The sequence below is a fragment of the Nocardia sp. NPDC057455 genome, from assembly GCF_042802775.1.
Taxonomy (GTDB): domain Bacteria; phylum Actinomycetota; class Actinomycetes; order Mycobacteriales; family Mycobacteriaceae; genus Nocardia.
Window position 1 is genome coordinate 15563 of record NZ_JBHVDM010000070.1, and the last position, 21674, is coordinate 37236.

Consider the following 21674-nt stretch of genomic DNA (forward strand, 5'->3'; position numbering starts at 1 on the left):
AACCGGATAACCGGCGGCTGCGGCCGTGATCTCAGTGCGCGGGCGCCCCGCGCCCGGCCCGGGGCAGATCGAGATCGAGCGGGATCCGTCCCGCGGTGAGGTGTGTTTCGACCTGCTCGGCGGGCATCGGCTTGGCGATCAGGAAGCCCTGCGCGCGGTAGCAGCCGAGGCCGACCAAGGTCCGCGCGGCGACCGCCGTCTCCACGCCCTCGCCGACGACGCCGAGCCCGAACGAGCCGGCCAGGCCGATGATGGATTTCACGATGGCCAGATCGTCCGTGCTGGCGCCGAGCCGCTGCACGAACCCCCGGTCGATCTTCACCGCGTCCACCGGCAGCGCCTTCAGATGCGACAGCGAGCTGTACCCGGTGCCGAAGTCGTCGATGGCGATCTGCACGCCCATCCGCTTCAGGCCACGCAGGGTGACCTGGGTCCGGGCCAGGTCCTGCACCACGACGTGCTCGGTGATCTCCAGGCACACCGAGCTGCCATCGATGCCGAACAGGCGAAGGATGTCCTCGATGCGCTCGACGAAGTCCAGGCTGACCAACTGCACCGGCGACACGTTGATCCGCATCACCACGTTGCCCGCCAGGCCGCGCCTGCGCCATTCGGCGAACTGCGCGCACGCCGAGCGGATCACCCAGCGCCCCAGCTCCCCGGCCAGGTTGGTGGCCTCGGCGACGGTGACGAACGCGGCGGGCGGTAGCAGCCCCCTGGTCGGGTGCAGCCAGCGAACCAGCGCCTCCAACGCCACGATGCGGCCGGTGCGCAGATCCACCTCGGGTTGGTAGTGCAGCAGCAGCGAGCCGTCCGACACCGCGCCGCGCAGGTTGAGCTCCACGTCGTCCTGGAGTTCGAATTGCGCGCGCATGGTGTCGGTGAATACCGCGACGCCGTTTCCGCCGCCCGACTTCGCCGACAACAGGGCATGATCGGCGCGGCGCAGCACGTCGGCGACGGTGGTCTCACCGGGGAAGCCCAGCGCCACGCCGACACTGGCGCCCCGGCTGACCGACTCGCCGCCGACGGTGACGCGACGGGCGATCAACTGCTGGATGCGGTTCGCCTCGTATTCGGCGGCCACCGCGTCCATGGGCTTGGCGGGAACGATGACGAATTCGTCGCCCCCTAGTCGGGCGATCATGTCGTTCGGGTCCAGGTTCTCCCGCAACCGCGTCGACAACGTGCGAATGAAGTTGTCCCCGGCGGTGTGACCGAGGAAATCGTTGAGAGCTTTCAAGCGGTCCAGGTCGAGGAAGAAGGCGGCCACCGGGCCGGGGCTGCCGGTGCGTAATCGCTCCTCCATGTGCTCGAGCAGCGCACGTCGATTCGCCAGGCCGGTCAGGTCGTCGTGCAGCGCGATATATCGGAGACGTTCCTCCGCGACCACCCGCGCCTGCAGTTGCGCGAACAGCGCCGCGATGGCTTTCAGCACGTTGAGTTCGCGAGTGCTCCACTCGCGATCGCCGGACTTGACGAAGCCGAGCACGCCGGTCGGCTCACCCCGCGACAGCAGCGGCACGGCAGCCGAGGTCACGCCCACGATGCCGGACCCGCGGCGGACGGTCTCCTGGTAGTCGGCGAATTCCGGGGTCGGGCGCGCGACCATCGGCTCGGTCGCGTTCTCCAGCGCACGGAAGACGGGATCGGCCCCGTCGAAGTAGATCACGCCGAGCGGGTCGGGGTCTGGGATGTTCTGCCGGTGCGGCCACTCCGCCACGAGCACGGTTGCCCGGCGTTCGCGATCGGTGTGCCGCACGTAGCTGAAATCCACGTCGAAGTACTCGACCAGGTGAGCGAGCACGCGTTCGGTGGCGGCGACCATGGTCGTGGCGTCCACACCCATGAGCTCAGAGGCGACCTGGGTCACCAACGAGTCGAGTGTCCGCCGTGGCACATTGTCTCCGATCGCGCTAACTACTGGTGTCCACACCGAGCACTGGACGCCGCCTGCTGCGTACGGTGGCGGCGGAGGCGTAGCTCAGGCGAAGCACCAACGCCATGGTCTCATGCTCAGGCACTTCCAGCAGGTCCAGGAAACGGCCCTGAAGTGACGCTAGTGTATCCGCGAAGTCGGGGGAAATCGCCGCAAGTTCATCATGGCGTCGTGCGTAGAGGTATACGGGGGAAATCGGTTGCACACACAATCCGAGGCGCTCGGCCTGCACCCAAACCCGTGCGAGGGCCGCGCCGGCCGCCGCGTAGTCGGTCAATCGCGGGTCGATCGCGTCGAATGTCACCGCCAGAATGGCGGAGCTGGAGCGCACCCGGTCACCGGTGTATTTGCCCAGCGCCGAGCCGCCCGTCCAGGACCGCAACTGCGCCATCACGTCGGCGCGGGCGGTGATCTCGAATGCCGCCCACTCGTCGTCGGTCAGTTCCAGGCTGCGCGCGTCGATTCCGGTCTCCGGGTCGTCGTCGGAGGACCAACGGACCTCGGCGAGCATTTCCTCGTATAGCCGAGGCGTGAGGTAGCGGATTCGATCGGAATCCCCCAGCAAACGAGCAGCTTCCTCAATGTCGTGCCGATCCACGACCGCCCGCACGTGCGCACCGGCCGATTCGGCGACCGCTGTGAGCGTGTCGAGTACGCCGTCGGCGAGCCCGGCCCCGGTGCCGACCCTGCGGTTGGTCTCACGGCGCAGCACCGCGGGATAGTCGGCGGCCAGCTCGGCGCTGCGGTCGTCGCCCAGCCGCAGGCGGGCGAGGAGACGACCGGATCCGGGCGGCCCCTCGGTGAACTCGTGCGGCCCGAGAATCCCGTGCGCGGCCGCGGCGACCCGCGCGTTGTACACGGCCGCGCCGAGCGCGACGGCGCTGCCGCGATAGCCGATGTCCATCGCCGTGCTGTGCTGCGGCGCCAGCTCGATGGCGATCTCCCCCGCCTCGGCGCGCAGCGACCACGGCTGCATATTTCCCCCGGATGGCGCCCGTTGTGCGCAGGCCAGGACGTTTTCGACGGGCCCAGCGCCGGACTCGGGGGGCGCCTCGGCCCACACCGGCTCGTCGTTCGGCGGTGGGTCGGCCAGCTCGTCGAGGTGCCGCTCCACATCGACCCGGACGCGTCCGGAAGCCAGCTTCATGCCCAGTCCGATGCGCCGTACCGCGGCGACCACACCAGCGGCGCCGAGGGTGACGTCACCGGCCAGCTGCGGCCAGCTGGTCACCGTCTCGCCGACTTCCACCAGGCTCGCGCCGAGCCGGGGCGACAGCCCGGCGGACCCCAGCAACTTCACCACGAACGGCGCCTTCTCCCGCGACGTCAGCCCACGCAAATCCTTCGCGCGCACCTCGCCGAGCAATCCGTGAAACGCCGGTCGTCGCGGTTCGAGGTCGAAACGCTCGACGTCCAGCAAACCGCGGTCACTGGTTTCCATAAGCACCGGAATGCGGTGCCGTGCCGCGGCCTCGCGAATCACCAGTTTCATATCGAGAGAATCGCATTCCTCGACGACGACAGCGAGTCCGTCCAAGAATTCGTCCGCCGAATCCTCGTCGACACCGGCCGCGAAGATCTCCACCGGAAGATAGGGATCCAGCTCGGCGATACGGCGTGCGGTTACCACCGCTTTGTTGACGCCCACGTCGAACAACGTTCCCGCCACGCGGTTGAGATTCGATAATTCGATTCCGTCCAGATCGGCCAAGCGCAGCCCACCGCAAACGCCTTCGAGTGCGAGCAGATGCGCGATCGCGTTTCCCGCGCTTTGTCCGATGATCCCGATGCTGCGTTCGGCCAGCCGCTCCTGTTCGGCCCTGGTCAGTTTGTTCCGATTACGATCCAGCCGAATCGCCCGGAAAGTGCGCGGCCCCGGCAATCCGACCACCGCCGCGCGCCATGGATAGTAGATCCAGCGATCCGCCTCGGGCCCCTCCGCGATATCCGGCGCGCCGACCATTTTGTCGCGCTCGGCGCGCAACAGCGCACGCAAGTCGCGGAACTCGATCCGCGGGTCGTCGCGCAAGCCGGCGAGTATCCGCGCCTCCGCCGGATCCGCCGGGTCGAGGATCAGCGCCCGATGGTCGGCCACTCGGGTTCGGTCATCGCCCATGGCCGCGCCGGCTCTCCGCCGCCCGGCCCGCCCCGCACCGCGCGTCGAGCGGACGCACGGCGGTCAAACCGAGCGCGTCCTGCTCGGCTTGCGTCGAGAACCGCTGGGATTCCTCGGCGAACGCGGAATAACCTCGCGTGTCCCACCACAGCGGCACCGTTCGGTAGCGCTCATCCGGATACGGCACCGCGGGGATGCGCTCGGCCGGCATCGCACCACACGCCTCGTGCCGGGGCACGGTGAAGGAGGCCACCGTCGCGAGGCCGTAACGTGCGCCGAGCAGGCGCGCGCCGTGCAGCACGGTGCGCGAGATCGCGGCGCCCAGTTCGGCCCGGTGCGCCGCGTCGCGGGCGACCCACGCCCCCTTGGCCTCGATCACGCCGTACGGTATCCGGTCGGCGATCATCCGCCGCAGGTCGTCCGCCCCAGCACGACCAGCCCATTCGACCAGCGCGTGCGCCTGCCGCGCGTCGGTGTAGGGACCTTGTATCCGCGTCCCCGCGACCATGTCGCCGTCGGCGTTCAGCGCGGCGAAGAACAGCGACGTCGACGCACCGTCGGCGACGGCGTCGTATTCGAGCGCCTGTTCGACTCCGAAGCGCCGGTAAACGTCACGCGCCCCGTCCAGATACCGGTGCCAGAGCTCCGGCTGACCACTCGGTTCGGAGACAAAGAACGCACACTCGGATTGCGCGTCGTAATACCGCTGCACTCCCCGTCCACGGGAGTTCCTCGGCACGACTGCAATCAGATCCACAGTCATGTTGTTCCTACTCCATTGCCGCGCTGCCCTGCGCGATAGTCCAGCCCGATGCAGCCCCCCACGGCCCCGAGCCGAGACGAAGTTGCCCAGGGCAGTATCCGTCATCGGACAGGAATTGACCAGCCGTCCGGCTAATCTTCCGAAAACTCTGCGGTACATACGATATTTTTGCAGGTCAAACCCGGCGCAATCCACACCGAAAATAAAGGGGAGACCAGTCGGTTCGAGGATAGTTACTGTTCAGCTAGCTATACGAGGATGGAAATGAACAACTCGACCGACTCCGGCCCGTGCCAGATCTCGATCTCTTCACGGTAAGCCCGGGTGATCTCGGCGGACGCCGTCGCGTCGTCGACCTGCGCCCAGACGTCCTCTACCGGATCGTGATAGTCGCCATTCGGCGCAAAACGGGCATACACGCCTTTCGGCACCCGCACCAGGACATCGCCCACCGGCACGGCGTCCGGAGACGGATACTCGAAGCAGACCACCGCGTTGTAGTTCCCGGCCGGATCCGGCACGTACACCGTGTACATCGGACGGTCTTCACCGGCCCGATCGCGCAGCCGGTCTTTGAGGAAATCGATCAGGTCGCTGTTGCTGACCTTGAAGCTCGGGCGCACCCGCGGCACCACCAGCCCGCCGAAGACCGCCTCGGCACGCACCACGATCGCATAGCTCATCGCGCGTCGACCGCCAGATACAGATCGATCTTGTAGGCATGCGGGTAGCACTCGAAATCGCCGGTATAGGTCCGTTTGATGTGGTTGTGCTCCTCGGCGTAGGCGATCTGCGTCCACAGGTCGGTCATCACCTGCGGGAAGTTGCCCACCGAGGAGAACCGGGCGTAGGCGCCGCGCGGCAGCCGGGCGACCAAGTGCCCGCGGGTGACGTCGTCGAACGACGCACACTGATAGCCGACGATCTGCGTGTTGTATGTCCCCAGCTCACCGGTGTAATCGGTGTAGGCGCTGGCCAGCGGGCCGCCGAGTTCCTGGTGCAACACCGCCGCCCAGGCGGCCTCCAGATCACGGTCACGCAGTTCCCCGAGCGCACGTTTGGGGCTGCGCACCGGCAGCCCGGCAACCCACGTCTCATCCCGCTCGACGATTTCAAACTGCATGGAAAGACTCTTTCGAAGAAAGCCGGAGGTGAACCACCGCGTCCGGTCGGTCGGAATCGCCATGCTACCAACCCGGACCGGGTGGTACCGATCACATAGCGCCCCCGGCGGCCGCGCGATCACCCCGCTGAACTGGACAGACGTCCGAAGCGGTACGGTCCGGACGGAGGCGCTCGGCAGCCGGCGACCCCGGCGGGTCGCGCCGGTGCATAGTGAACATGATCGTCCGGTTCGCCCCTCGGGCACCCCCGAACGGAGTTCTGATGAACGAGACGCCGATCCGCGACCGGCACCGCCCCGCCACGCCGGGGCGCGGCGGTGCCGGTGAGCCGCACGCGCGTCACGAGCACGCTGCCGGCCCGAACAGCCGGTACTGACATGTGCCGGACCATCGCCGAACTCGACTCGGCGGTCGCCGACTGCTTCGCCTGCCCACGTCTGGTCGCCTGGCGCGAACTCGTCGCGAGACAGAAGCGCGCCGCCTTCCGCGACCAGACCTATTGGGGCCGGCCGGTCCCCGGCTTCGGTCCGGCGGACGCGGGGATGCTGATCGTCGGACTCGCGCCCGCCGCGCACGGCGGCAACCGGACCGGCCGGATGTTCACCGGCGACCGCAGCGGCGACGTGCTCTACGCGGCGCTGCACGCGGTCGGTCTCGCCAACCAGCCGACCGCGATCAGCCGCGACGACGGCCTGCGGCTCGACGGCGTGCGGATCACCGCCCCGGTGCATTGCGCGCCGCCGGACAACAAGCCGACGCCGGAGGAACGGGATCGCTGCGGCCACTGGCTGGATACCGAATTGCGGCTGCTGACGCCCACCGTCCGGTCGGTGGTGGTACTCGGCGCGTTCGGCTGGCAGGCACTGCTCCCGGTGCTGGCTGGAGCGGGCTGGGTGGTACCGCGCCCGCGACCACGATTCGGCCACGGCGCACGCGTGGAACTGGCCGCGGCCGATGCCGACCGGAACCCGCTGCACCTGTTCGGCTGCTATCACGTCAGCCAGCAGAACACCTTCACCGGACGACTCACTCCGGCCATGCTCGAGGCGGTACTCGCCGACGCGGCGGAAGCCGCCGGGCTCGAGGTGCGGCGAAGTCACGTACCGCGCGGGTGATCGCTCGCGCATCGCCGCTGTGGCGCGACTCAGACGTGATCGACCAGGGCGGGGTGACCTGCTTCGTGGGCGCAGTGCGCGCAGCAGAAGTACTCCCCCCGCGCCTCCACGCCATGGCCGAGGATGCGGCAGGAACAGTGTGTGCACGTCGGCGCCATGGCGTTGATCGCGCATTCGAAGCTGTCGAAGGTGGCGGACTCGCCGTCGCGGGTGATGGTGAACGTCTTGTCGTAATCGTTTCCGCAGGTATCGCAGGTGGTCATCTGGTCTCACCGGTCCTCTCGCGTCGATGGACTGGAGCGTCGCAGTTCGCGGTACCCAGCGCCGGGGACGCAAAACGAATCGAACAAGCTCAGGTCAGGCGCAGCGCCTGGACCGGGCAACTGTCGACGACGAGCTCGAGCAGTTCCGGTTCGGAGGGCGCGCCGGTCTCGGCCGGCACGACGATTCCGTCCTCGCCGACCCGGAACAGATCCGGCGCCAGCGCTTCGCACATGCCGTGCCCCGCGCACACGATGCGGTCGGCGACGATCCTCATCGGCCGATCCGCTCCAACCGGATGGGCAGGCCATCGGCGGGCACCGGTCCGGTCCCGGCGACCAACGGCAGCTCGTAGCCGTCCGGCACGCTCCAGCGATAGCGCAACAACATTTGGTGCACAACGGCTTTGACCGTCATGCCGCCGAAGTAGAGACCGATGCACTTGTGCGCCCCGCCGCCGAAGGGCGCCCACGCGAAGCGGTGCGATCTGTCCTCACGGCGGTGGTCGGCGAAACGTTCCGGGTCGAAGGTGTCGGCGTCGTGCCAGTACTCCTCGTTGCGCATCAGCCCGTACGTGCCGCACAGGATGAACGTCCCCTTCGGCAGGTAATAACCGAGGATGTCGGTGTCGGCGATGGTTTCGCGGACCTGCTGAGCCACCGGTGAGTAGACCCGGAGCGCCTCCTTGAACGCGAGGTCCAGCGAGGGCAGGTGGTCGAGATCCTCGTAGTCCAGCGCGGGCTTGCCCAGCGCGACGGATTCCGCGCGCAGCCGCTCCTGCCATTCCGGATGCCTGCCTAGTTCGTAGACGAGCATGGACGCCGCGATGGTGCTGGTGTCGTGGGCGGCCATCATCACGAAGATCATGTGCTCGACGACCTCGTCGTCGGTGAAGGTCTCGCCCTCGGCGGTGCTCGCCCGGCACAGCACGCTGAACAGATCGTTGCCGCCGCCCGCGCGCTTCGCGGGCAACTCGCGCCGGAAGTGCTCCTCCAGCACCCGGCGCCCGCGCACACCGCGGGCCCACACCCCGCCCGGCACATTCGCCCGGATCAGCGCGGCCCCACCACGCACCGCGTCCTCGAAGGCACGCTCCAGCCGTGCGGCGTCCGCGCTGAGTTCCGCGCCCGCGAAGACTTCGGTGGCCTGCTGGAGCAGCAGTTTCTTGATCGCGCGATAGACGCGGAAGTCGCCGGCCGGCTCCCACTGCGCGATGCCGCGGGTGATTCGCGGCGTGGTCATGTCGAGGTAGCCGATCAACCGCGGCCGCGTGAAAGCCTGTTGCATGACGCGCCGGTGGTAGAGGTGGTCGTCGAAATCGCGCAGCAGCAAGCCGCCACGGAAGAACGGACCGATCAGCCACTCCCAGCCGCGTTGGGCCGACAACACCTTGTTGCGGTCCAGCATCACCGCCTCGTACCCCTCCGGGCTGCCGAAGGTGACCATTCGCCGGCCGAGCATGCCGAACCACTGCACCGGTCCGAAGCGATCGAACCGGGTGCGCGCGAATCCGATCGGATCGGCCAGAGCTTGCACGGTATACCCGATCCCGGGAAGCCCGAAGTCGCCGAGTACCGGTTTCAGTCCGCTACCCTGCGGCGGATCGGCCAGCGGCCGAACCGGCGCCGGGTAGTGCGCGACCGCCCGCGCGGCGGCCCGCTGCGCGTGCCACGCCCAGGTGGTCCGCGCCTGGCGGATCGTGCCGGAGACCTCGTTGAACGACTGGGGCGCAAGCAGACTCATGACCGTCTTCCCTTCGCGACATTGCGATAGTCCGACGATAGAGGAAACATCCGTTTCCGTAAACGTTTGTTTCCCAATTTTGGCTGTGCCAAGCTTGCGGGGTGACCCGTACCGTCAGCGGCACCTACCGCGGAGCCTCCACGGCCGAGCGCCGTGAGGACCGGCGCAGGCGGTTGCTCGACGCCGCCCTCGACATCATCGGCACCCAGGGGATGTCGGCGTTGACCGTGCGCGGGGTGTGCGAACAGGCCAGAGTCGGCCCCCGCTTCTTCTACGAGGCGTTCCCCGACCGCGACGCGCTCGCCTCCGGCGTGCTGGTGGAGATCCAGCAGGCGGCGCTCGACCGGGCGAAGGCCGCCACCGCCGAGACCACGGGCACGCCCGCCGACCGGATCCGCGCCGGGGTCGCGGCCCTCATCGTCGAACTCACCGATGATCCGCGGCGGGCGAAGGTGGCGTTCGCCCAGACCTACGGCGGCGAGGCGCTCATGCGCAGCCGGTTCGCGGGCATGCGCCAAGTCGCCGACGTCATCATCGAGCAGACGCGCCTGGTGCTCGAATTGCCGGAAGGGCAGGACACCGCGATCGCCGCGACCTCTCAGCTGATCACCGGCGGCGCGGCCGAACTGGTCATGGTCTGGCTGGACGGCGGGCTCGACGTCGACCGAGACGGGTTGATCGCGCTACTCGGCGATTTCACCGTGGCGATGCTCGATCGACTGCCCGCGGTCGCCGGACGACTGTCCGGCCTCACACCAGATTCTTGATCAGCGACGACATCAGCGGCTCGCGCAGCCCGGGCAGCGCGGCGAAATCGCCCGCGACGACGCGATTGGTCGCCAAGGAGACGACCGCGCCGATCACCGCCTCGCCCGCCAGCCGCTGATGCGGCCGGGCCGCACCGAGCGCCGCGGCGAATCCGTCCACCAAAGCGGCCTGGGCCGCCAGCCGCCGCTCCAGCACCGACCTGCCCGCCGCGTATACCTCGACCAAGAAGACCTTCGCGACCTGTGGTTCCTGCGCGAGGGTGGAGAAATACGCGCCGAGTGCGCGGTCTATCCGCTCGAGCGGTGTGCCGTCGGCCGCGAGCGCTCCCGCGATCCGGGTCATCACGATCTCCACGGCCATGTCGTAGGCGGCGAGGAAGCACGCCTCCTTGTTCGCGAAATGCTGATAGAAGGTCATCCGCGACACCTCGGCGCGTTTCAGCACGTCCGCCACCGTCGCCGCCGCGTAGCCCTTGTCCGCAGCCGCCTCGATCATCGCCACCAGCATGCGGGCCCGCTGCGCGGCCAGCACGTCTTCCGGCGCGATGCCGTGATTACCGCCGTGCAGTTTCCCGCCCGCCCGCGCCTTCAGCAACGATCCTCGCTCCACGTACCGATGCTAAGCCGGTGACGGTCCCGCGCACACGGCGGCGACGTTGCGCGTGAATCAGACCGTGAACGGTGCCGGAGGGGGCACAATGACCGTCCGAGAGTGCTCATTCGACGAAGAAGGAGCGTGATCGACAGTGCGAGGCAGACAGCCGGCGGGACGAAGAGCCCTGATCGCGGCGCTGTGCATCAGCGGGTTCGCGGCGCAGGCGGCCACGGCGACTGCGGATGAACCCGCGTTCGTGAACATCGGAGTCGTCTACACCTTCGGCGATATCTGCTACGGCGAGGGCCGGGCAGGTGTCTCCTCGCCCACCGGAACACCCGGTGCGGCCCGTTTCGGCATCAGCTTCGTCGATCAGACCCCGGTGGACACGCCGTGCGCCTTCACCGCGTTCGCCAACTGGCGCAACCTCGACACCGGCGCCGCGGGCACAGTGGCCGTCCCCATCCGCGACGACACGGCTTCGAATCAGCCACCCGCGACCGTCTTCGCCGCCCTGCCCACCGGACCCGGCCGCGTGCAGGTCGACGTGACCACCGACTACCCGCACGTGGCGGCCCCGCCGGTCGAGATCCGGATCAACTGAAGCTCGTTTCTTCGTGCACCGCGCCCGCCCGCACCGGACCGAATCTCCCTGGCGCTGCAGTGGGTTCGGCCAGTACGCTGCCTGCCAGCGCCTCGGGACGGCGCGACGCAGAGGGGGAATCACGGATGCTCGTGTCGGAAGATCGCGCTGCTACTCGGCGGAAGAATCGCAGGCGAATAGTGATCGCCGGTCTCATCGTCGGTGCGTTGGCGACCTCCGCGTGCGGTGGCGGCTCGGGCCCGAAGAATCCCGAGCACCCCGTTCCGTCACACCTCCCGCCGCCCACCTCCAGCAGTCAGACGATCAGCAGCGAGAATATGGGCTACTTGTGGCCACTCACCGTCGACCACGGCACCTTGGAATGCCGTCCCGGCGACCTCGCCGTGTTCATCGCTCCCGACGGCACCGTCTACGCGTTGAACGACAACGCCTCCACCGCAGGAATCGCGAGCATCGAACCCCTTCGCGCCACCGGTGCGGGCGGCGACAAGATCAGCCTCGGAGCCATGCGTAGCAAAACTCTCGCGCTCTGCCACGTTTCCGGCTGACGCGCGACAGCTTTCCTCAACTCCTCGCAGTGGGCCATTACCTCCACCAGGAGCAGAGCGCCGCGCAGGCTCGGTGCAGCGCATCACCCGCTCAACGCGCAGCACAAACGTTCAAGGGCTGCCCGAGTCGAGACGGATAGTGGAATCTCGGGCGAGACCGCGATGAACGTCCGTCGCACAGCAGGGATACCCAGTCGTGAACGAGCGGCCGAGTCCGAGGACATCGCGGACGCTCGGCGGATCCGCTGACGAAAGCGGGTGATGGCGGTGCGCGAGCTGCGCCCGGCTCCTAAACTGGGGAATTGCGGCACGGTCGACCGTCGAAGCGCCGCGGCAGCTTCGCGATCGGCGCAACTCGAAGTCCCGATCCAGCGAGGGCCGGTGCATCCGGTCCGCCCCATGCAGGAGGGCCGCATGCCCGACTCGTTCCATCTACGCGTCTGCCTGGTCGGCCCAGGTTGCCTTTGCCCAACGGTGACGCTGTTCCTCGCACCGGAGCCGCTGATCCCCGGTGGCAATATGCTGCACCTACTCGAGCAGACCCCGCTCTCCACCGACACCGGCGCACCGACCCCCGACGCCGAGGTGATCGACCTGGTCGAGAACGAACCGACAGCCGGGGACCCAGGGTTACGTCCCGAACTGCACGAGTTCCGCACCGGCCGCCCCGATCCCCATCAAATCCACGACATCCTGCACGACCACCACATCACCGACGCCGCGCCGATCGGCTTGGACATCACCGATCCCACCGAACTGACCCGCCTGGCCCTGCTCCCCGAACACCCCATCGGCTACCGCCGCATCGACGACTTCCAGCAGGAAGCGACCGCCCGCGCCATGCTCGCGATCTACCGCCTCTTCGAGGTGGACCAGCGAGTCCGCCTGATGTATCACGGCTTCGCCGACCCCGGCACCGGCTGGTTCGCCCTGCGTAGCGCCACCGCTTGAGCGACCGGGTCGCTCGGTCTCTGCCCGATACCGGTGCACCGGCCTCAGAACCACGTGCTCCAAGAGCGCTTCCTCTTGGGTGCTGCCTCCGGCCGGCGCACGGCGGCGGGCCGTGCGCGCTGCGCGCAGCGGTGCGGCAACTGGTCCAGATCGGCGCTGATCGAGTCACAGAAGCCGCCGGGTGCCACGGGATCGTGCCCCCGATAGCCCCGTTCCATCGCCACCACATGCTCGGCAGACTCGACTCTGCTGTGCGATGTCAGCATGCCTTCGTCCCATACCGCGAAGTCCCAGCCGCGGGCCGTAGCAGCAGGCAGATCAGGGGTGTAGCGCCGCCGCTCCAAGACACCTCGATACAGCCCACCGGATGCATCGAGCAAACCGACGATCAATTCGCTCACGGTGTGGCGGTACGCCCCGCTGCCGTCCTCGTAGTCGTCGGCACGATAGGTCCGCAACATCCAGCCGGTGAAGACGGCCGACTGATTGGCCGGTGTCCATGCACGCAGCTTCCAGCTATCCGGCTCACAGTTGTTCGCACGCAGGCTTACTGCTGTCGACTCGGCCTTACGCACCGTGTCGGCGAGGCGGTCCGCGCCGATCGTGGCGGAATATCGGTCCTCGGACAAGCAATCGGTCATCGGCATTCCTTACGACTCGACATCGACGGCCGGACCGGCAGTCTTCCGGTGCCACGGCGCTTGTCGTACGCGCCGTCACGAGCACCTCCATCCGAAGCGGCGCGGCGCCCACGCCAGGGCGATCCGCCACGAATCGTCGCAACGGACAACGGTGCTCCGGTATCCGCCATTCGACCGACGCCCTGTACACGTCGCCGACGCGTCCAGAGCCGGAGCACGGTACGAGGATGCCGCGAGTGGATGTCGGTTCTGTCCAAGACAGCAGCGCCATCCGTCCTTAGGCTGCCGACCAGCGGTGCGCCGGGCGGTTATCGGCGGTCTCCGCTTCGACCTCAGGAGGAAACTGTGACACGTGAATTGGTCTACACGGGCTTCATGTCGCTGGACGGTGTGGTGGACTCGCCGGGCGGCAAGGTGGAGGGGCACCGCAGCGGCGGCTGGGTGATGGATACCGAGTTCGTGCCCGAGGCGTACTCGCTCAAAGCCGAAGAACTCGCCGACACGACGGGACTGATGTTCGGCCGTCGCAGCTACGAGGTGTTCGCCCCGATCTGGCGCGATTCCGCGGATCACAGCGCGTACAAGGACCTTCCCAAGTACGTGGTCTCGACCGGTCTGAAAGACGAGGACGTGATCGAGGGATGGGGTCCGATCACGATCCTGCGGTCGATCGATGACATCGCCGAACTGAAGCAGAGCGATGGTGGCGCCATTTTCATTCACGGCAGCGCCGAGCTGGCACGGCGCCTGTCGGATGCCGATCTGATCGACCGGTACAACCTGCTCGTGTTCCCGGTGCTGCTCGGGGCAGGCAAGAGTCTTTTCAGCAGGGCGGACCGGGACAAGCGGCAATTGCGTCTGAAGGAGTCCGCGACCTACTCCAACGGAGTTGCCAAGCTGGTCTACGACGTCGTGCGCTGAGTGGGATCGAGCGCGATCGCACCCCCGCTGCCTTCGCGGAGCTGCCGTGCGGTACGCCCGACATACCGCCGCAGCGCGCGGGCGAGATGGGGTTCGTCGTAGTACCCGAGCTTGTCGACGACCTCGCTCGGGCACTCGCCCGCGGTCAGCAGTAGCGCCGCGGTGCGGGCGCGTCCGATCTGCCGCACCGCGCAACGGGTGAGGCCCGTCGACGCTCGGAAGCGTCTTTCGAGCGTGCGCTCGGTGGCCGCCGGACGGTGCCCGCGCAGTGCGTCCGCTACCAGAGGATCACGAACCAGAACTCCGTCTCGGACGAGCCGGTCGACCAGCGCCTCGACGTCGTCCGGGCGCGGCGTCTCCCAGCGGGCACCAGCCAACCAGAAGGTCCGACTCGTCACATCGGGCAAGAGGAGCCCGCGGTCGACCAGAGACGGCGCGGCCACCGCGCGAAGCGACGTGCCGACCGCGAACTGAACACCGACGAAGGCCGCGCCTTCGGGCACGGGGGCGGTACCGCAACGGCTTTCGGGACCCGAGATGCCCGCGTACGCGGTGCCGTCCTGTTCCCAGAACACCAGACCCAGGGTCTCGGTCGCCACGCTGGTCATCTCCGCGACCCGCTCGCTCCGGCACGTCCACACGGAGTCGATCCACAGCGAATCCGATACCCGCGTCTCGAACAGCAATCCCACCACCGGCATCCTAATCCGGGCGCTTGCCGCTCGAATCCCGCTGCATGCGACAGGCCTGCGAATACACGGCATTCGGCAGGTGCGGATGTCCCGCGGTCAGCGCGAGCAATTGGTGGTGCCGAACGAGCCCCTGTCGACGCCCGGCGGAATATCATCTGCAAAGAAGAAATCCCGGGACCTGATTGAAATGGCCCCGGGAATGCCGGTAAACGGTAGGCGAACTCTGCCTTGCTGTGGAGCTAAGGGGAATCGAACCCCTGACCTTCTCGATGCGAACGAGACGCGCTACCAACTGCGCTATAGCCCCGTGCGGTTCCGGGGAACCGCGCTGTGACACTGTATCAGGCCACGCACCCAGACTCCGAATCGGTGCTTTGGCCTGCGGAAACAGGTGCGGGGCTATGCGCCGGCGGCGCGGCGAATGTCGCCGCTGGTGCGGGTGCGCAGGGCGCGGGCGGTGGCCGGGTCGAAGGGGTCGAGGTGGGCGAACATGGGGTCTTCGTCGTCGGGCTCGACCAGGGTGGAACGGCGGCGGAGGGCGCGGGCGGTGTCGCGGTCCATGGCGCCGTGCGGAGCGCGGGTTCCCTGGGCGCCCGGATCGGCCTCGTCCTGGTGGCCACGGTTGAGGCGGGCGGCGCGCCTGCGGCGGATCTCCTCCTCCATCCGCACCTGCTTGCGCAGGTAGGCCAGGTAGGTCACCAGCACGGTGACGGCGAGCGCGCAAGCCCACCACAGGAAGGGCGTGAATACCATCGCGAGCGCGCCGGAGAGGATAGCGGTGAGCAGCAGGCCGAGCACGGCGCGCTGACGGAAGGTGTAGCGGGCCGCGCTGGCGATGGCGTCGGCTTCAGGGTCGTAGCCGCCGCGGCCACGGCGGGTGGGGACGAAGTCCGGTTCCGCCGAGTCCACGTCGTCGTACTCGTCGTAGTCGTCGTAGTCGTAGTCGTCCACGCGGGCGGGCGCGGTGGAGCGCGCAGGCGGGATTCTGGCCGCGACCGTCTCGGGGTGGTATGCGCCCACGCCGCCATCATCGGTCTCCGCGTCGATCTTCGCAGCGACTTCGGCGGCTTCATCGTCATCCGACTCGTCGTGGGCCGGCTCGACCTCGTCCGACTCGTCGTCGTCCGGTGCGGCGGTCGCGCGATCGTCGGCCTCGATGTCGTCCGTCTCGGCGGCGGCGATGTCGTCCGTTTCGGCGTCAGCGATGTCGGATGCCGCGACGTCGTCGGCCGCGGGCGTGTTCTCCTCGTCGGTCTCGGTGACGGGCTCGTCGGCCGGTGTCGTCATCCGGTCCTCCGCATCATCGCTGTGGGGATACTTTCTCGGTACGCGGCGAGGCCGCCAGTTCGGATCGGTTTCGTGTCCGGCGGCCGGGCCTTTCCGGAGACGCCGTTTGCCTCCGCCGCGATGCAGGACCCTGGTCGCCAGCGCGGCGTCGGTGGTCCGGCGGATTCTCGGGTGACGATCGGCGAGGATCGGGAACAGGACGAAGACCCAGAGCACGACCAGCCCGATCCACAAAATCGAATTCGGCATCGCGTCAGCACCTCCGTCCCGCCAGGGTTTTTGTCCGGCTCGGCCCGCGAGCGGTTCGTCACACGCTCCGCCCTCGGCCGGCCCCCGTCCGACGCAGCGGCGCGGACGCCGGTCCCCTCGCAGGCTCTTTGCCGATGACGCAAGACGCACCATCGACGTCCGTAGGCTAATTCCGGGTAGCACCAAGTTCCGGCAGGCGCGCCGTGCACATCCGCCACACCTGTCACATTTCCACCAATGTCACCGCGGCCCGGGGGGCCGGATCTACTGCAGGGTGACGCGCCCCTCTCGCACCAACCGGTCCAGGACCGTTCCGGCCAGTTCCTCGACGGTCATGCCGACCAGCAGGTGATCCCGCCAGGCGCCGTCCACGTCGAGGTAGCGCCGGAGCAGTCCCTCTTCCCGGAAACCGACATTGCGCAGTACCGCCTGGCTGGCCAGATTCTCCGGCCGGACGGTCGCCTCGACCCGATGCAGACCGACCGGCCCGAAGCAGTGGTCCAGGCCCAGCGCCAACGCCGCCGTGGCGACGCCTTGCCCGCTGAGATCCTTGGCCACCCAGTAACCGATCCAGGCCGACCGCAGTGCGCCGCGCACGATATTGCCGACGGTCAACTGCCCGCTGAACACGCCGTCGACTTCGATCACCAACGGGATCATCGCGCCGCGCCTGGCCTCCGCCTTCAGGCTCGACCACAGCGCCGGCCAATTGGAGGCGTGGTTGCGCGCCTCCCACGCGCCGCGACCGGTCGGCTCCCACGGCTCCAGATGCGCCCTGTCGCGCAACCGGATCCGGCTCCAGGCCGCCGCGTCGCGCAGCCGCACCGGACGTAGGGTCACCTGTCCCGCGGCCACCCGCGCCGGGCCCAGCCGCGCGGGCCACCCCGGATGCTGCGTGGCCCGGAAGACATTCATCGCGTCCACGTTTCAGCCGCGCTGTGCGAGGAAGGCGACCTGGACTTCGTCACCGGTACGGATCTCGGTGTCGTCCGGCTCGAGCACGATCAGGCTGTTCGCCTCGGCGAGCGTGGCGAGCAGGTGCGAGGACGAGTTCCCGTTGCCGAGCGGCTGCACGAGGTATTCGCCGGTGGCTTCGTCCCGCATGAGCTGCGCGCGCAGGTATCCCTTGCGCCCGGCCATGGAACTGATCGGGGTGATGGTCCGCGCGCTGATGATCCGGCGCATGGGATGCCTGCGCCCTAACGCGATTCGGATCAAAGGCCGCACCATCACCTCGAATACCACCAGCGCGCCCACCGGGTTGGACGGCAGCAGGAAAGTCGGCACCTCGTCGCGGCCGAGCCGGCCGAAGCCCTGCACCGAGCCGGGATGCATGGCCACACGGGTTATTTCGAGCTCGCCGAGCCCTTCCAGCGCCTCCCGGACCTGCTCGGAAGCCCAGCCGCCGACCGCGCCTGCGATGACGACCACCTCGGAGCGCACCAACTGCCCTTCGACCACGTCGCGCAACCGGCGCGGATCGGAACCGACGATGCCGACGCGATTCACATCCGCACCGGCATCGCGCGCAGCCGCGGCCAGCGCGTAGGAGTTCACGTCGTACACCTGGCCGGGGCCGGGGGTGCGATCGATATCGATCAGCTCGCCGCCCACCGAGAGCACCGATAGTCGAGGGCGCGGATGCACCAGTACTTTGTCTTGACCGACCGCGGCGAGCAGACCGACTTGCGCGGCGCCGATGATGGTTCCCGCACGCACCGCCACGTCACCCGGCTGGACGTCGTCCCCGATGCGCCGCACGTAATCGCCGGAGCGCACCGGCTCGTACACCTTGATCCTGGCCCGGCCGCCGTCGGTGAAGTCCAACGGGAGCACCGCGTCGGCGAGCGTCGGCATCGGTGCGCCGGTGTCCACCCGGACGGTCTGACGCGGCTGCAAGCGGATCGGCTGCCGCGAACCGGCGACCACCTCGCCGACGACCGGAAGGGTCAGGTCGACGAGATCGCCTACTTCGTCGCGGATGTCGGCCCCGGCCGATGCCACGTCGACGCTGCGCACGGCGTAGCCGTCGATGGCGGCCTGATCGAAGCCGGGCAACGGCCGCTCGGTGACGACGTCCTCGGCGCACAGCAGGCCCTGGGCCTCGGAAATCGCGACCCGGACCGGTCGGGGCGCGACCGCCGCGGCGGTCACCTTGATCTGCTGATCCTCAACCGAGCGCATCCAGCCCTTCCTGATCCTCTCCGCACTCCATCCGATCTCGCCTGCGCGAGCGCGCGCGATCCCGCCGCGGCGCAAGCGCATTCGCGCGCACCGCGGTGACCATCATTCGTACCCGACGGTCCACTCTCGGCGAAACCCCCGGCGGGTCCGTCAGTCGTCGGTCGTCAGCTGCGGATCCCAGTCCGGACCGAGGCGGTGCTGCAGCCACTCGCGCAGGGCGGGGCCGTATTCCTCTCGTTCCAATGCGAAATCGACCGCAGCACGAAGATAACCGCCCGGGTTGCCCAAATCGTGGCGCGACCCACGGTGCACCACCACATGAACCGGATGCCCCTCGGCGATCAGCAGTGCGATCGCGTCGGTGAGCTGCAGTTCGCCGCCCGCACCGGGCTCGATGCGGCGCAGCGCGTCGAAAATCGCGCGGTCCAGCAGATACCGGCCCGCGGCCGCGAACGTCGACGGCGCGTCGGCGAGCGCGGGCTTCTCCACCATTCCTTTGACGCGCAGCACGTTCGGGTTCACCGCGTCCGGCACCGGCGCGACGTCGAACACGCCGTAGGCGCTGACCTCGTCCTTGGGTACATCGATGGCGCACAGCACCGTTCCGCCGCGCTTGCGCCGCACCCGGCACATCACGTCGAGCACGCCGCGGGGCAGCACGAGGTCGTCGGGCAGCAGCACCGCGATGACGTCCTCGTCGGCGTCGAGCGCCTGCTCGGCCTGGGCCACCGCGTGCCCGAGCCCGAGCGGCTCCTCCTGCACCACCGAGGTCACATCGAGCAGTCCCGGCGCCTTGCGCACTTTCTCCAGCAGCTTGAACTTGCCGCGCTCTTCCAGCGTGCTCTCCAGCACCAAGTCCTCGACGAAGTGCGCGACCACGCCGTCCTTACCCGGGGAGGTGACGATCACCAGGCGCTCGGCGCCGGATTCGGCCGCCTCGGCGGCGACCAGTTCGATGCCGGGGGTGTCCACCACCGGAAGAAGTTCTTTGGGCACCGTCTTGGTCGCGGGCAGGAACCGTGTTCCGAGCCCGGCCGCGGGCACCACGGCCGTGCGGAAGCACGACTCGGTGTCACCGGGCTTTCCGGCCTTTGCTGTCATACGCATACCCTATCCATCCATCACGCCGCCGGATCGGCGTCGCGCCGACCCGGTTCCGGGGTGAGCCTATGGTGATCACTGTGGAGATGCCCGGCGAGCGCGACAAACATGCATGGCGCATCGAACTCCTCGCCCAACGGGCTGTGATGAGCGCCACGGAGCGCGAGAAAGAAGCGTTCGCCCTGGCCACGGCAATGGACACGCTGGGCGCTCACGGGTGGGTCTGCGCCTACGTGCCGGTGGCGGGGGAACCGGGGTCGACGGCGATGCTGGACGCGCTGCTCGCCGGAGGCGCGCGGGTACTACTGCCGGTCACCGGGCCGCCGGGACCTTTGAGCTGGGCCGAGTACACCGGCGCGGACACCTTGCGCCGGGCCCGCTACGGATTGCTCGAACCCACCGGCGCGGTGCTGCCGCCCGACGCCGTCGCCCGGGCCAGGCTGATCCTGGTCCCCGCCCTCGCGGTGGACCTGCGCGGCGTGCGGCTCGGTCGCGGGGCGGGCTACTACGACCGCACGTTGCCCGCCGCACGGCCGGACGCGCGTCTGGTCGCGGTGGTTCGCGACGACGAGCTGCTCGACCGGCTGCCCGAGGAACCGCATGATCTGCGTATGGGCTGGGCGCTGACGCCACGGGGCGGCCTGCGCCGACTGGGCGGCCATTACGCTGGGGAATGAAACACCGATTGGCGGTGTTGGCACTGTCGGCTGTAGAGTGCCAGATCGACGAACACCGCGGAGGATCCTGTGCCTACTTACTCGTATGCGTGCACCCAGTGTGACAACCGCTTCGACATCGTTCAGTCCTTCACGGACGAGGCGCTGACCGTGTGCTCGGAGTGCTCCGGAAAGCTGCGCAAGCTGTTCAACTCGGTCGGCATCGTCTTCAAGGGCAGCGGCTTCTACCGGACCGACAGCCGGGGTGGCTCCTCCACCGCCAGCGAGCCCGCCAAGTCCGACAGCAGTTCGAGTTCCTCTTCCGACTCCGGGTCGTCGAGTTCCGGTTCGGCGAGCGGGTCCACCGCGTCCACCAGCACGGCCGTAGCCAGCTGATTCGACGGTTTTCCACAGCCAGTCACCTATCCACAGCCTCCGGTGATCCCGGCCGGGCGAGTGCGAGTCCGGCCATAGGATCCGGCCATGACTCGTGCATTCGCCGACCTGCGCCGCGGCGGCTGGAATCCGTCCGGGTGGCAGCGCCCGCCCTGGGCCGATGCTGTACTCGCCCGACGACTGCTCGCCGCCGCACTCGCCGCACTCGCGACGTTGCTGCTCGTTCGTGGTGACCCGGATACCGAACGCACGACGGTCGTCGTCGCGGGCCGGGATCTGACTCCGGGACAACTGCTCGAGGCAGATGACCTGCGCGCCACACCGCGCGAGGCGGGCACGCTGCCCGCGGGTGCGGTCGCCGATCCCGCCGCGCTCATCGGCGCGACGCTGACCGGCGCCATGCGGCAGGGCGAGGTCTTCACCGATCTACGTATCGTCGGCCCGCGCCTGGCCGCGGCGGCGACCGGCGCGCGCGAGGCGCGCATCGTGCCCCTCCGCCTCGCCGACACGGCGGTCGCCGACATCCTGCGCGCGGGCGATCGCGTGGACGTGATCGGCGCCGAAGACGCGAACGGACTCGGTTCCCGGGCACCCCGCACCCTCGCCACCGATGCTGCCGTCATCCTCGTCGCCGGCACCGGTGCCGGGCGGCAAGCCACGGAACGCGTGGTCTTGGTCGCGATGGACGCCGAGCACGCCGCCGTCGTAGCAGGGGCGTCACTGCGCACCGCGCTCACCGTCGTCTTCCACTGACCGCCGGTCACACTTCGCCGAAGATCCGCCGACTACACACGCACCGATTCGAAGGTGCCGATTCCGGCCGGCGATCTACTCGCCGAGAGCCGAATTCCGACTTCACCCGCGCAGCAAGCGAAACGGGCCCGTCATCGACGGGCCCGTTCACGTCGTGCGCCTGAAGTCTCCGGCTCAGCCGAGGCTGAAAGGTTGTCCCCACAACGTCACCCAGGTGATGACATTGTCGGTCTCGACCTCGACACTGACGAAAGCGCGCGCCTGGGCA

At 68.5% G+C, this 21674-nt stretch carries 25 protein-coding genes and 1 tRNA gene; 9 read left to right on the plus strand and 17 right to left on the minus strand.

The window, feature by feature from the left end:
- Window positions 1–31: 31 nt before the first annotated feature.
- The 5 genes from ACFU5M_RS24550 to ACFU5M_RS24570 all read right to left on the minus strand — a co-directional run bounded on the left by ACFU5M_RS24550 (window position 32) and on the right by ACFU5M_RS24570 (window position 5941).
- The gene (locus tag ACFU5M_RS24550) at window positions 32–1849 is read right to left on the minus strand and encodes a putative bifunctional diguanylate cyclase/phosphodiesterase (RefSeq protein WP_379052975.1); all 1818 of its coding nucleotides are present in this window, start codon (window positions 1847–1849) and stop codon (window positions 32–34) included.
- 67 nt (window positions 1850–1916) lie between these two features.
- Window positions 1917–4055, minus strand: a complete 2139-nt coding sequence (locus ACFU5M_RS24555) for an Rv1355c family protein (protein WP_379052946.1) — start codon at window positions 4053–4055, stop codon at window positions 1917–1919.
- Complete coding sequence (locus tag ACFU5M_RS24560) at window positions 4045–4818, minus strand: hypothetical protein (RefSeq protein ID WP_379052947.1); 774 nt, start codon at window positions 4816–4818, stop codon at window positions 4045–4047. Before ACFU5M_RS24560 ends, ACFU5M_RS24555 begins: the two co-directional genes overlap by 11 nt.
- Before the next feature lie 248 nt (window positions 4819–5066).
- Window positions 5067–5501 carry an effector binding domain-containing protein gene (locus ACFU5M_RS24565; protein ID WP_379052948.1) on the minus strand — a complete coding sequence of 145 codons (435 nt, stop codon included), beginning with the start codon at window positions 5499–5501 and terminating at the stop codon, window positions 5067–5069.
- Entirely contained in the window at window positions 5498–5941 is a 444-nt protein-coding gene (locus ACFU5M_RS24570) for a GyrI-like domain-containing protein (protein WP_043698209.1), read from the minus strand. The genes ACFU5M_RS24565 and ACFU5M_RS24570 overlap by 4 nt, the downstream gene beginning before the upstream one ends.
- Before the next feature lie 378 nt (window positions 5942–6319).
- Between ACFU5M_RS24570 and ACFU5M_RS24575 the strand changes: the two genes are divergently transcribed.
- Window positions 6320–7057: a uracil-DNA glycosylase gene (locus ACFU5M_RS24575; protein WP_379052949.1), complete on the plus strand. Its 738-nt coding sequence runs from the start codon at window positions 6320–6322 to the stop codon at window positions 7055–7057.
- Window positions 7058–7086: 29 nt separating this feature from the next.
- Here ACFU5M_RS24575 and ACFU5M_RS24580 read toward each other — a convergent pair whose 3' ends face one another.
- The 3 genes from ACFU5M_RS24580 to ACFU5M_RS24590 all read right to left on the minus strand — a co-directional run bounded on the left by ACFU5M_RS24580 (window position 7087) and on the right by ACFU5M_RS24590 (window position 9061).
- The gene (locus ACFU5M_RS24580) at window positions 7087–7320 is read right to left on the minus strand and encodes a hypothetical protein (RefSeq protein WP_379052950.1); all 234 of its coding nucleotides are present in this window, start codon (window positions 7318–7320) and stop codon (window positions 7087–7089) included.
- Between the two features lie 89 nt (window positions 7321–7409).
- Window positions 7410–7595, minus strand: a complete 186-nt coding sequence (locus ACFU5M_RS24585) for a ferredoxin (protein WP_379052952.1) — start codon at window positions 7593–7595, stop codon at window positions 7410–7412.
- Complete coding sequence (locus ACFU5M_RS24590; RefSeq protein WP_379052954.1) at window positions 7592–9061, minus strand: cytochrome P450; 1470 nt, start codon at window positions 9059–9061, stop codon at window positions 7592–7594. The genes ACFU5M_RS24585 and ACFU5M_RS24590 overlap by 4 nt, the downstream gene beginning before the upstream one ends.
- 101 nt (window positions 9062–9162) lie before the next feature.
- Here ACFU5M_RS24590 and ACFU5M_RS24595 point away from each other — a divergent pair, with 101 nt between their 5' ends.
- Window positions 9163–9828: a TetR/AcrR family transcriptional regulator gene (locus ACFU5M_RS24595; protein WP_379052956.1), complete on the plus strand. Its 666-nt coding sequence runs from the start codon at window positions 9163–9165 to the stop codon at window positions 9826–9828.
- Here ACFU5M_RS24595 and ACFU5M_RS24600 read toward each other — a convergent pair.
- On the minus strand, window positions 9812–10438 hold the full coding sequence (locus ACFU5M_RS24600; protein ID WP_379052957.1) for a TetR/AcrR family transcriptional regulator: 627 nt from the start codon (window positions 10436–10438) through the stop codon (window positions 9812–9814). The two genes, ACFU5M_RS24595 and ACFU5M_RS24600, sit on opposite strands and share 17 nt — an antisense overlap.
- 136 nt (window positions 10439–10574) lie before the next feature.
- Here ACFU5M_RS24600 and ACFU5M_RS24605 point away from each other — a divergent pair, with 136 nt between their 5' ends.
- The 3 genes from ACFU5M_RS24605 (at window position 10575) to ACFU5M_RS24615 (ending at window position 12526) form a co-directional block, all read left to right on the plus strand.
- Complete coding sequence (locus ACFU5M_RS24605) at window positions 10575–11027, plus strand: hypothetical protein (RefSeq protein WP_379052958.1); 453 nt, start codon at window positions 10575–10577, stop codon at window positions 11025–11027.
- A gap of 179 nt (window positions 11028–11206) precedes the next feature.
- Entirely contained in the window at window positions 11207–11575 is a 369-nt protein-coding gene (locus ACFU5M_RS24610) for a DUF2511 domain-containing protein (RefSeq protein ID WP_379052959.1), read from the plus strand.
- A gap of 414 nt (window positions 11576–11989) precedes the next feature.
- Entirely contained in the window at window positions 11990–12526 is a 537-nt protein-coding gene (locus ACFU5M_RS24615) for a hypothetical protein (protein ID WP_379052960.1), read from the plus strand.
- Between the two features lie 44 nt (window positions 12527–12570).
- Here ACFU5M_RS24615 and ACFU5M_RS24620 read toward each other — a convergent pair whose 3' ends face one another.
- Window positions 12571–13167, minus strand: a complete 597-nt coding sequence (locus tag ACFU5M_RS24620; protein WP_379052961.1) for a hypothetical protein — start codon at window positions 13165–13167, stop codon at window positions 12571–12573.
- 345 nt (window positions 13168–13512) lie between these two features.
- On the opposite strand from ACFU5M_RS24620, the gene ACFU5M_RS24625 reads away from it, so the two are divergent.
- Window positions 13513–14088 carry a dihydrofolate reductase family protein gene (locus ACFU5M_RS24625; RefSeq protein ID WP_379052963.1) on the plus strand — a complete coding sequence of 192 codons (576 nt, stop codon included), beginning with the start codon at window positions 13513–13515 and terminating at the stop codon, window positions 14086–14088.
- Here the strand turns inward: ACFU5M_RS24625 and ACFU5M_RS24630 are convergent.
- The 6 genes from ACFU5M_RS24630 to ACFU5M_RS24655 form a co-directional block, all read right to left on the minus strand.
- Complete coding sequence (locus ACFU5M_RS24630; protein WP_379052964.1) at window positions 14070–14780, minus strand: helix-turn-helix domain-containing protein; 711 nt, start codon at window positions 14778–14780, stop codon at window positions 14070–14072. The genes ACFU5M_RS24625 and ACFU5M_RS24630 overlap by 19 nt on opposite strands.
- Before the next feature lie 234 nt (window positions 14781–15014).
- Window positions 15015–15087: transfer RNA gene (locus ACFU5M_RS24635), tRNA-Ala, on the minus strand.
- A gap of 92 nt (window positions 15088–15179) precedes the next feature.
- Entirely contained in the window at window positions 15180–16316 is a 1137-nt protein-coding gene (gene glpR / locus ACFU5M_RS24640) for a gephyrin-like molybdotransferase receptor GlpR (protein ID WP_379052966.1), read from the minus strand.
- A gap of 264 nt (window positions 16317–16580) precedes the next feature.
- Window positions 16581–17231, minus strand: a complete 651-nt coding sequence (locus ACFU5M_RS24645) for a GNAT family N-acetyltransferase (protein WP_379052967.1) — start codon at window positions 17229–17231, stop codon at window positions 16581–16583.
- Window positions 17232–17243: 12 nt separating this feature from the next.
- Window positions 17244–18500 (minus strand): gephyrin-like molybdotransferase Glp, encoded by a 1257-nt coding sequence (glp, locus tag ACFU5M_RS24650; RefSeq protein WP_379052969.1) that lies wholly within the window; start codon window positions 18498–18500, stop codon window positions 17244–17246.
- Window positions 18501–18650: 150 nt separating this feature from the next.
- Window positions 18651–19601: a UTP--glucose-1-phosphate uridylyltransferase gene (locus tag ACFU5M_RS24655; protein ID WP_379052976.1), complete on the minus strand. Its 951-nt coding sequence runs from the start codon at window positions 19599–19601 to the stop codon at window positions 18651–18653.
- A 68-nt stretch (window positions 19602–19669) separates the two neighbouring features.
- Between ACFU5M_RS24655 and ACFU5M_RS24660 the strand changes: the two genes are divergently transcribed.
- The 3 genes from ACFU5M_RS24660 (at window position 19670) to ACFU5M_RS24670 (ending at window position 21406) form a co-directional block, all read left to right on the plus strand.
- Window positions 19670–20278 carry a 5-formyltetrahydrofolate cyclo-ligase gene (locus ACFU5M_RS24660; protein ID WP_379052971.1) on the plus strand — a complete coding sequence of 203 codons (609 nt, stop codon included), beginning with the start codon at window positions 19670–19672 and terminating at the stop codon, window positions 20276–20278.
- 69 nt (window positions 20279–20347) lie between these two features.
- Window positions 20348–20653, plus strand: a complete 306-nt coding sequence (locus tag ACFU5M_RS24665; protein WP_379052972.1) for an FmdB family zinc ribbon protein — start codon at window positions 20348–20350, stop codon at window positions 20651–20653.
- A gap of 87 nt (window positions 20654–20740) precedes the next feature.
- Window positions 20741–21406: an SAF domain-containing protein gene (locus ACFU5M_RS24670; RefSeq protein WP_379052973.1), complete on the plus strand. Its 666-nt coding sequence runs from the start codon at window positions 20741–20743 to the stop codon at window positions 21404–21406.
- A 174-nt stretch (window positions 21407–21580) separates the two neighbouring features.
- Here ACFU5M_RS24670 and ACFU5M_RS24675 read toward each other — a convergent pair.
- On the minus strand, window positions 21581–21674 hold a 94-nt coding region (locus ACFU5M_RS24675), incomplete at its 5' end, for an MspA family porin (protein ID WP_357881820.1).

Excerpts from the sequence above, each read along its gene's own strand:
- ACFU5M_RS24565 (WP_379052948.1), bottom strand. The coding sequence starts at position 5,501 with ATGAGCTATGCGATCGTGGTGCGTGCCGAGGCGGTCTTCGGCGGGCTG.
- ACFU5M_RS24585 (WP_379052952.1), bottom strand. The coding sequence starts at position 7,595 with ATGAGGATCGTCGCCGACCGCATCGTGTGCGCGGGGCACGGCATGTGC.
- glpR (WP_379052966.1), bottom strand. The coding sequence starts at position 16,316 with ATGCCGAATTCGATTTTGTGGATCGGGCTGGTCGTGCTCTGGGTCTTC.
- glp (WP_379052969.1), bottom strand. The coding sequence starts at position 18,500 with ATGCGCTCGGTTGAGGATCAGCAGATCAAGGTGACCGCCGCGGCGGTC.
- ACFU5M_RS24560 (WP_379052947.1), bottom strand. The coding sequence starts at position 4,818 with ATGACTGTGGATCTGATTGCAGTCGTGCCGAGGAACTCCCGTGGACGG.
- ACFU5M_RS24575 (WP_379052949.1), top strand. The coding sequence starts at position 6,320 with ATGTGCCGGACCATCGCCGAACTCGACTCGGCGGTCGCCGACTGCTTC.
- ACFU5M_RS24550 (WP_379052975.1), bottom strand. The coding sequence starts at position 1,849 with ATGGGTGTGGACGCCACGACCATGGTCGCCGCCACCGAACGCGTGCTC.
- ACFU5M_RS24660 (WP_379052971.1), top strand. The coding sequence starts at position 19,670 with ATGGTGATCACTGTGGAGATGCCCGGCGAGCGCGACAAACATGCATGG.
- ACFU5M_RS24555 (WP_379052946.1), bottom strand. The coding sequence starts at position 4,055 with ATGGGCGATGACCGAACCCGAGTGGCCGACCATCGGGCGCTGATCCTC.
- ACFU5M_RS24580 (WP_379052950.1), bottom strand. The coding sequence starts at position 7,320 with ATGACCACCTGCGATACCTGCGGAAACGATTACGACAAGACGTTCACC.
- ACFU5M_RS24655 (WP_379052976.1), bottom strand. The coding sequence starts at position 19,601 with ATGACAGCAAAGGCCGGAAAGCCCGGTGACACCGAGTCGTGCTTCCGC.
- ACFU5M_RS24590 (WP_379052954.1), bottom strand. The coding sequence starts at position 9,061 with ATGAGTCTGCTTGCGCCCCAGTCGTTCAACGAGGTCTCCGGCACGATC.
- ACFU5M_RS24645 (WP_379052967.1), bottom strand. The coding sequence starts at position 17,231 with ATGAATGTCTTCCGGGCCACGCAGCATCCGGGGTGGCCCGCGCGGCTG.
- ACFU5M_RS24615 (WP_379052960.1), top strand. The coding sequence starts at position 11,990 with ATGCCCGACTCGTTCCATCTACGCGTCTGCCTGGTCGGCCCAGGTTGC.
- ACFU5M_RS24570 (WP_043698209.1), bottom strand. The coding sequence starts at position 5,941 with ATGCAGTTTGAAATCGTCGAGCGGGATGAGACGTGGGTTGCCGGGCTG.
- ACFU5M_RS24670 (WP_379052973.1), top strand. The coding sequence starts at position 20,741 with ATGACTCGTGCATTCGCCGACCTGCGCCGCGGCGGCTGGAATCCGTCC.
- ACFU5M_RS24620 (WP_379052961.1), bottom strand. The coding sequence starts at position 13,167 with ATGACCGATTGCTTGTCCGAGGACCGATATTCCGCCACGATCGGCGCG.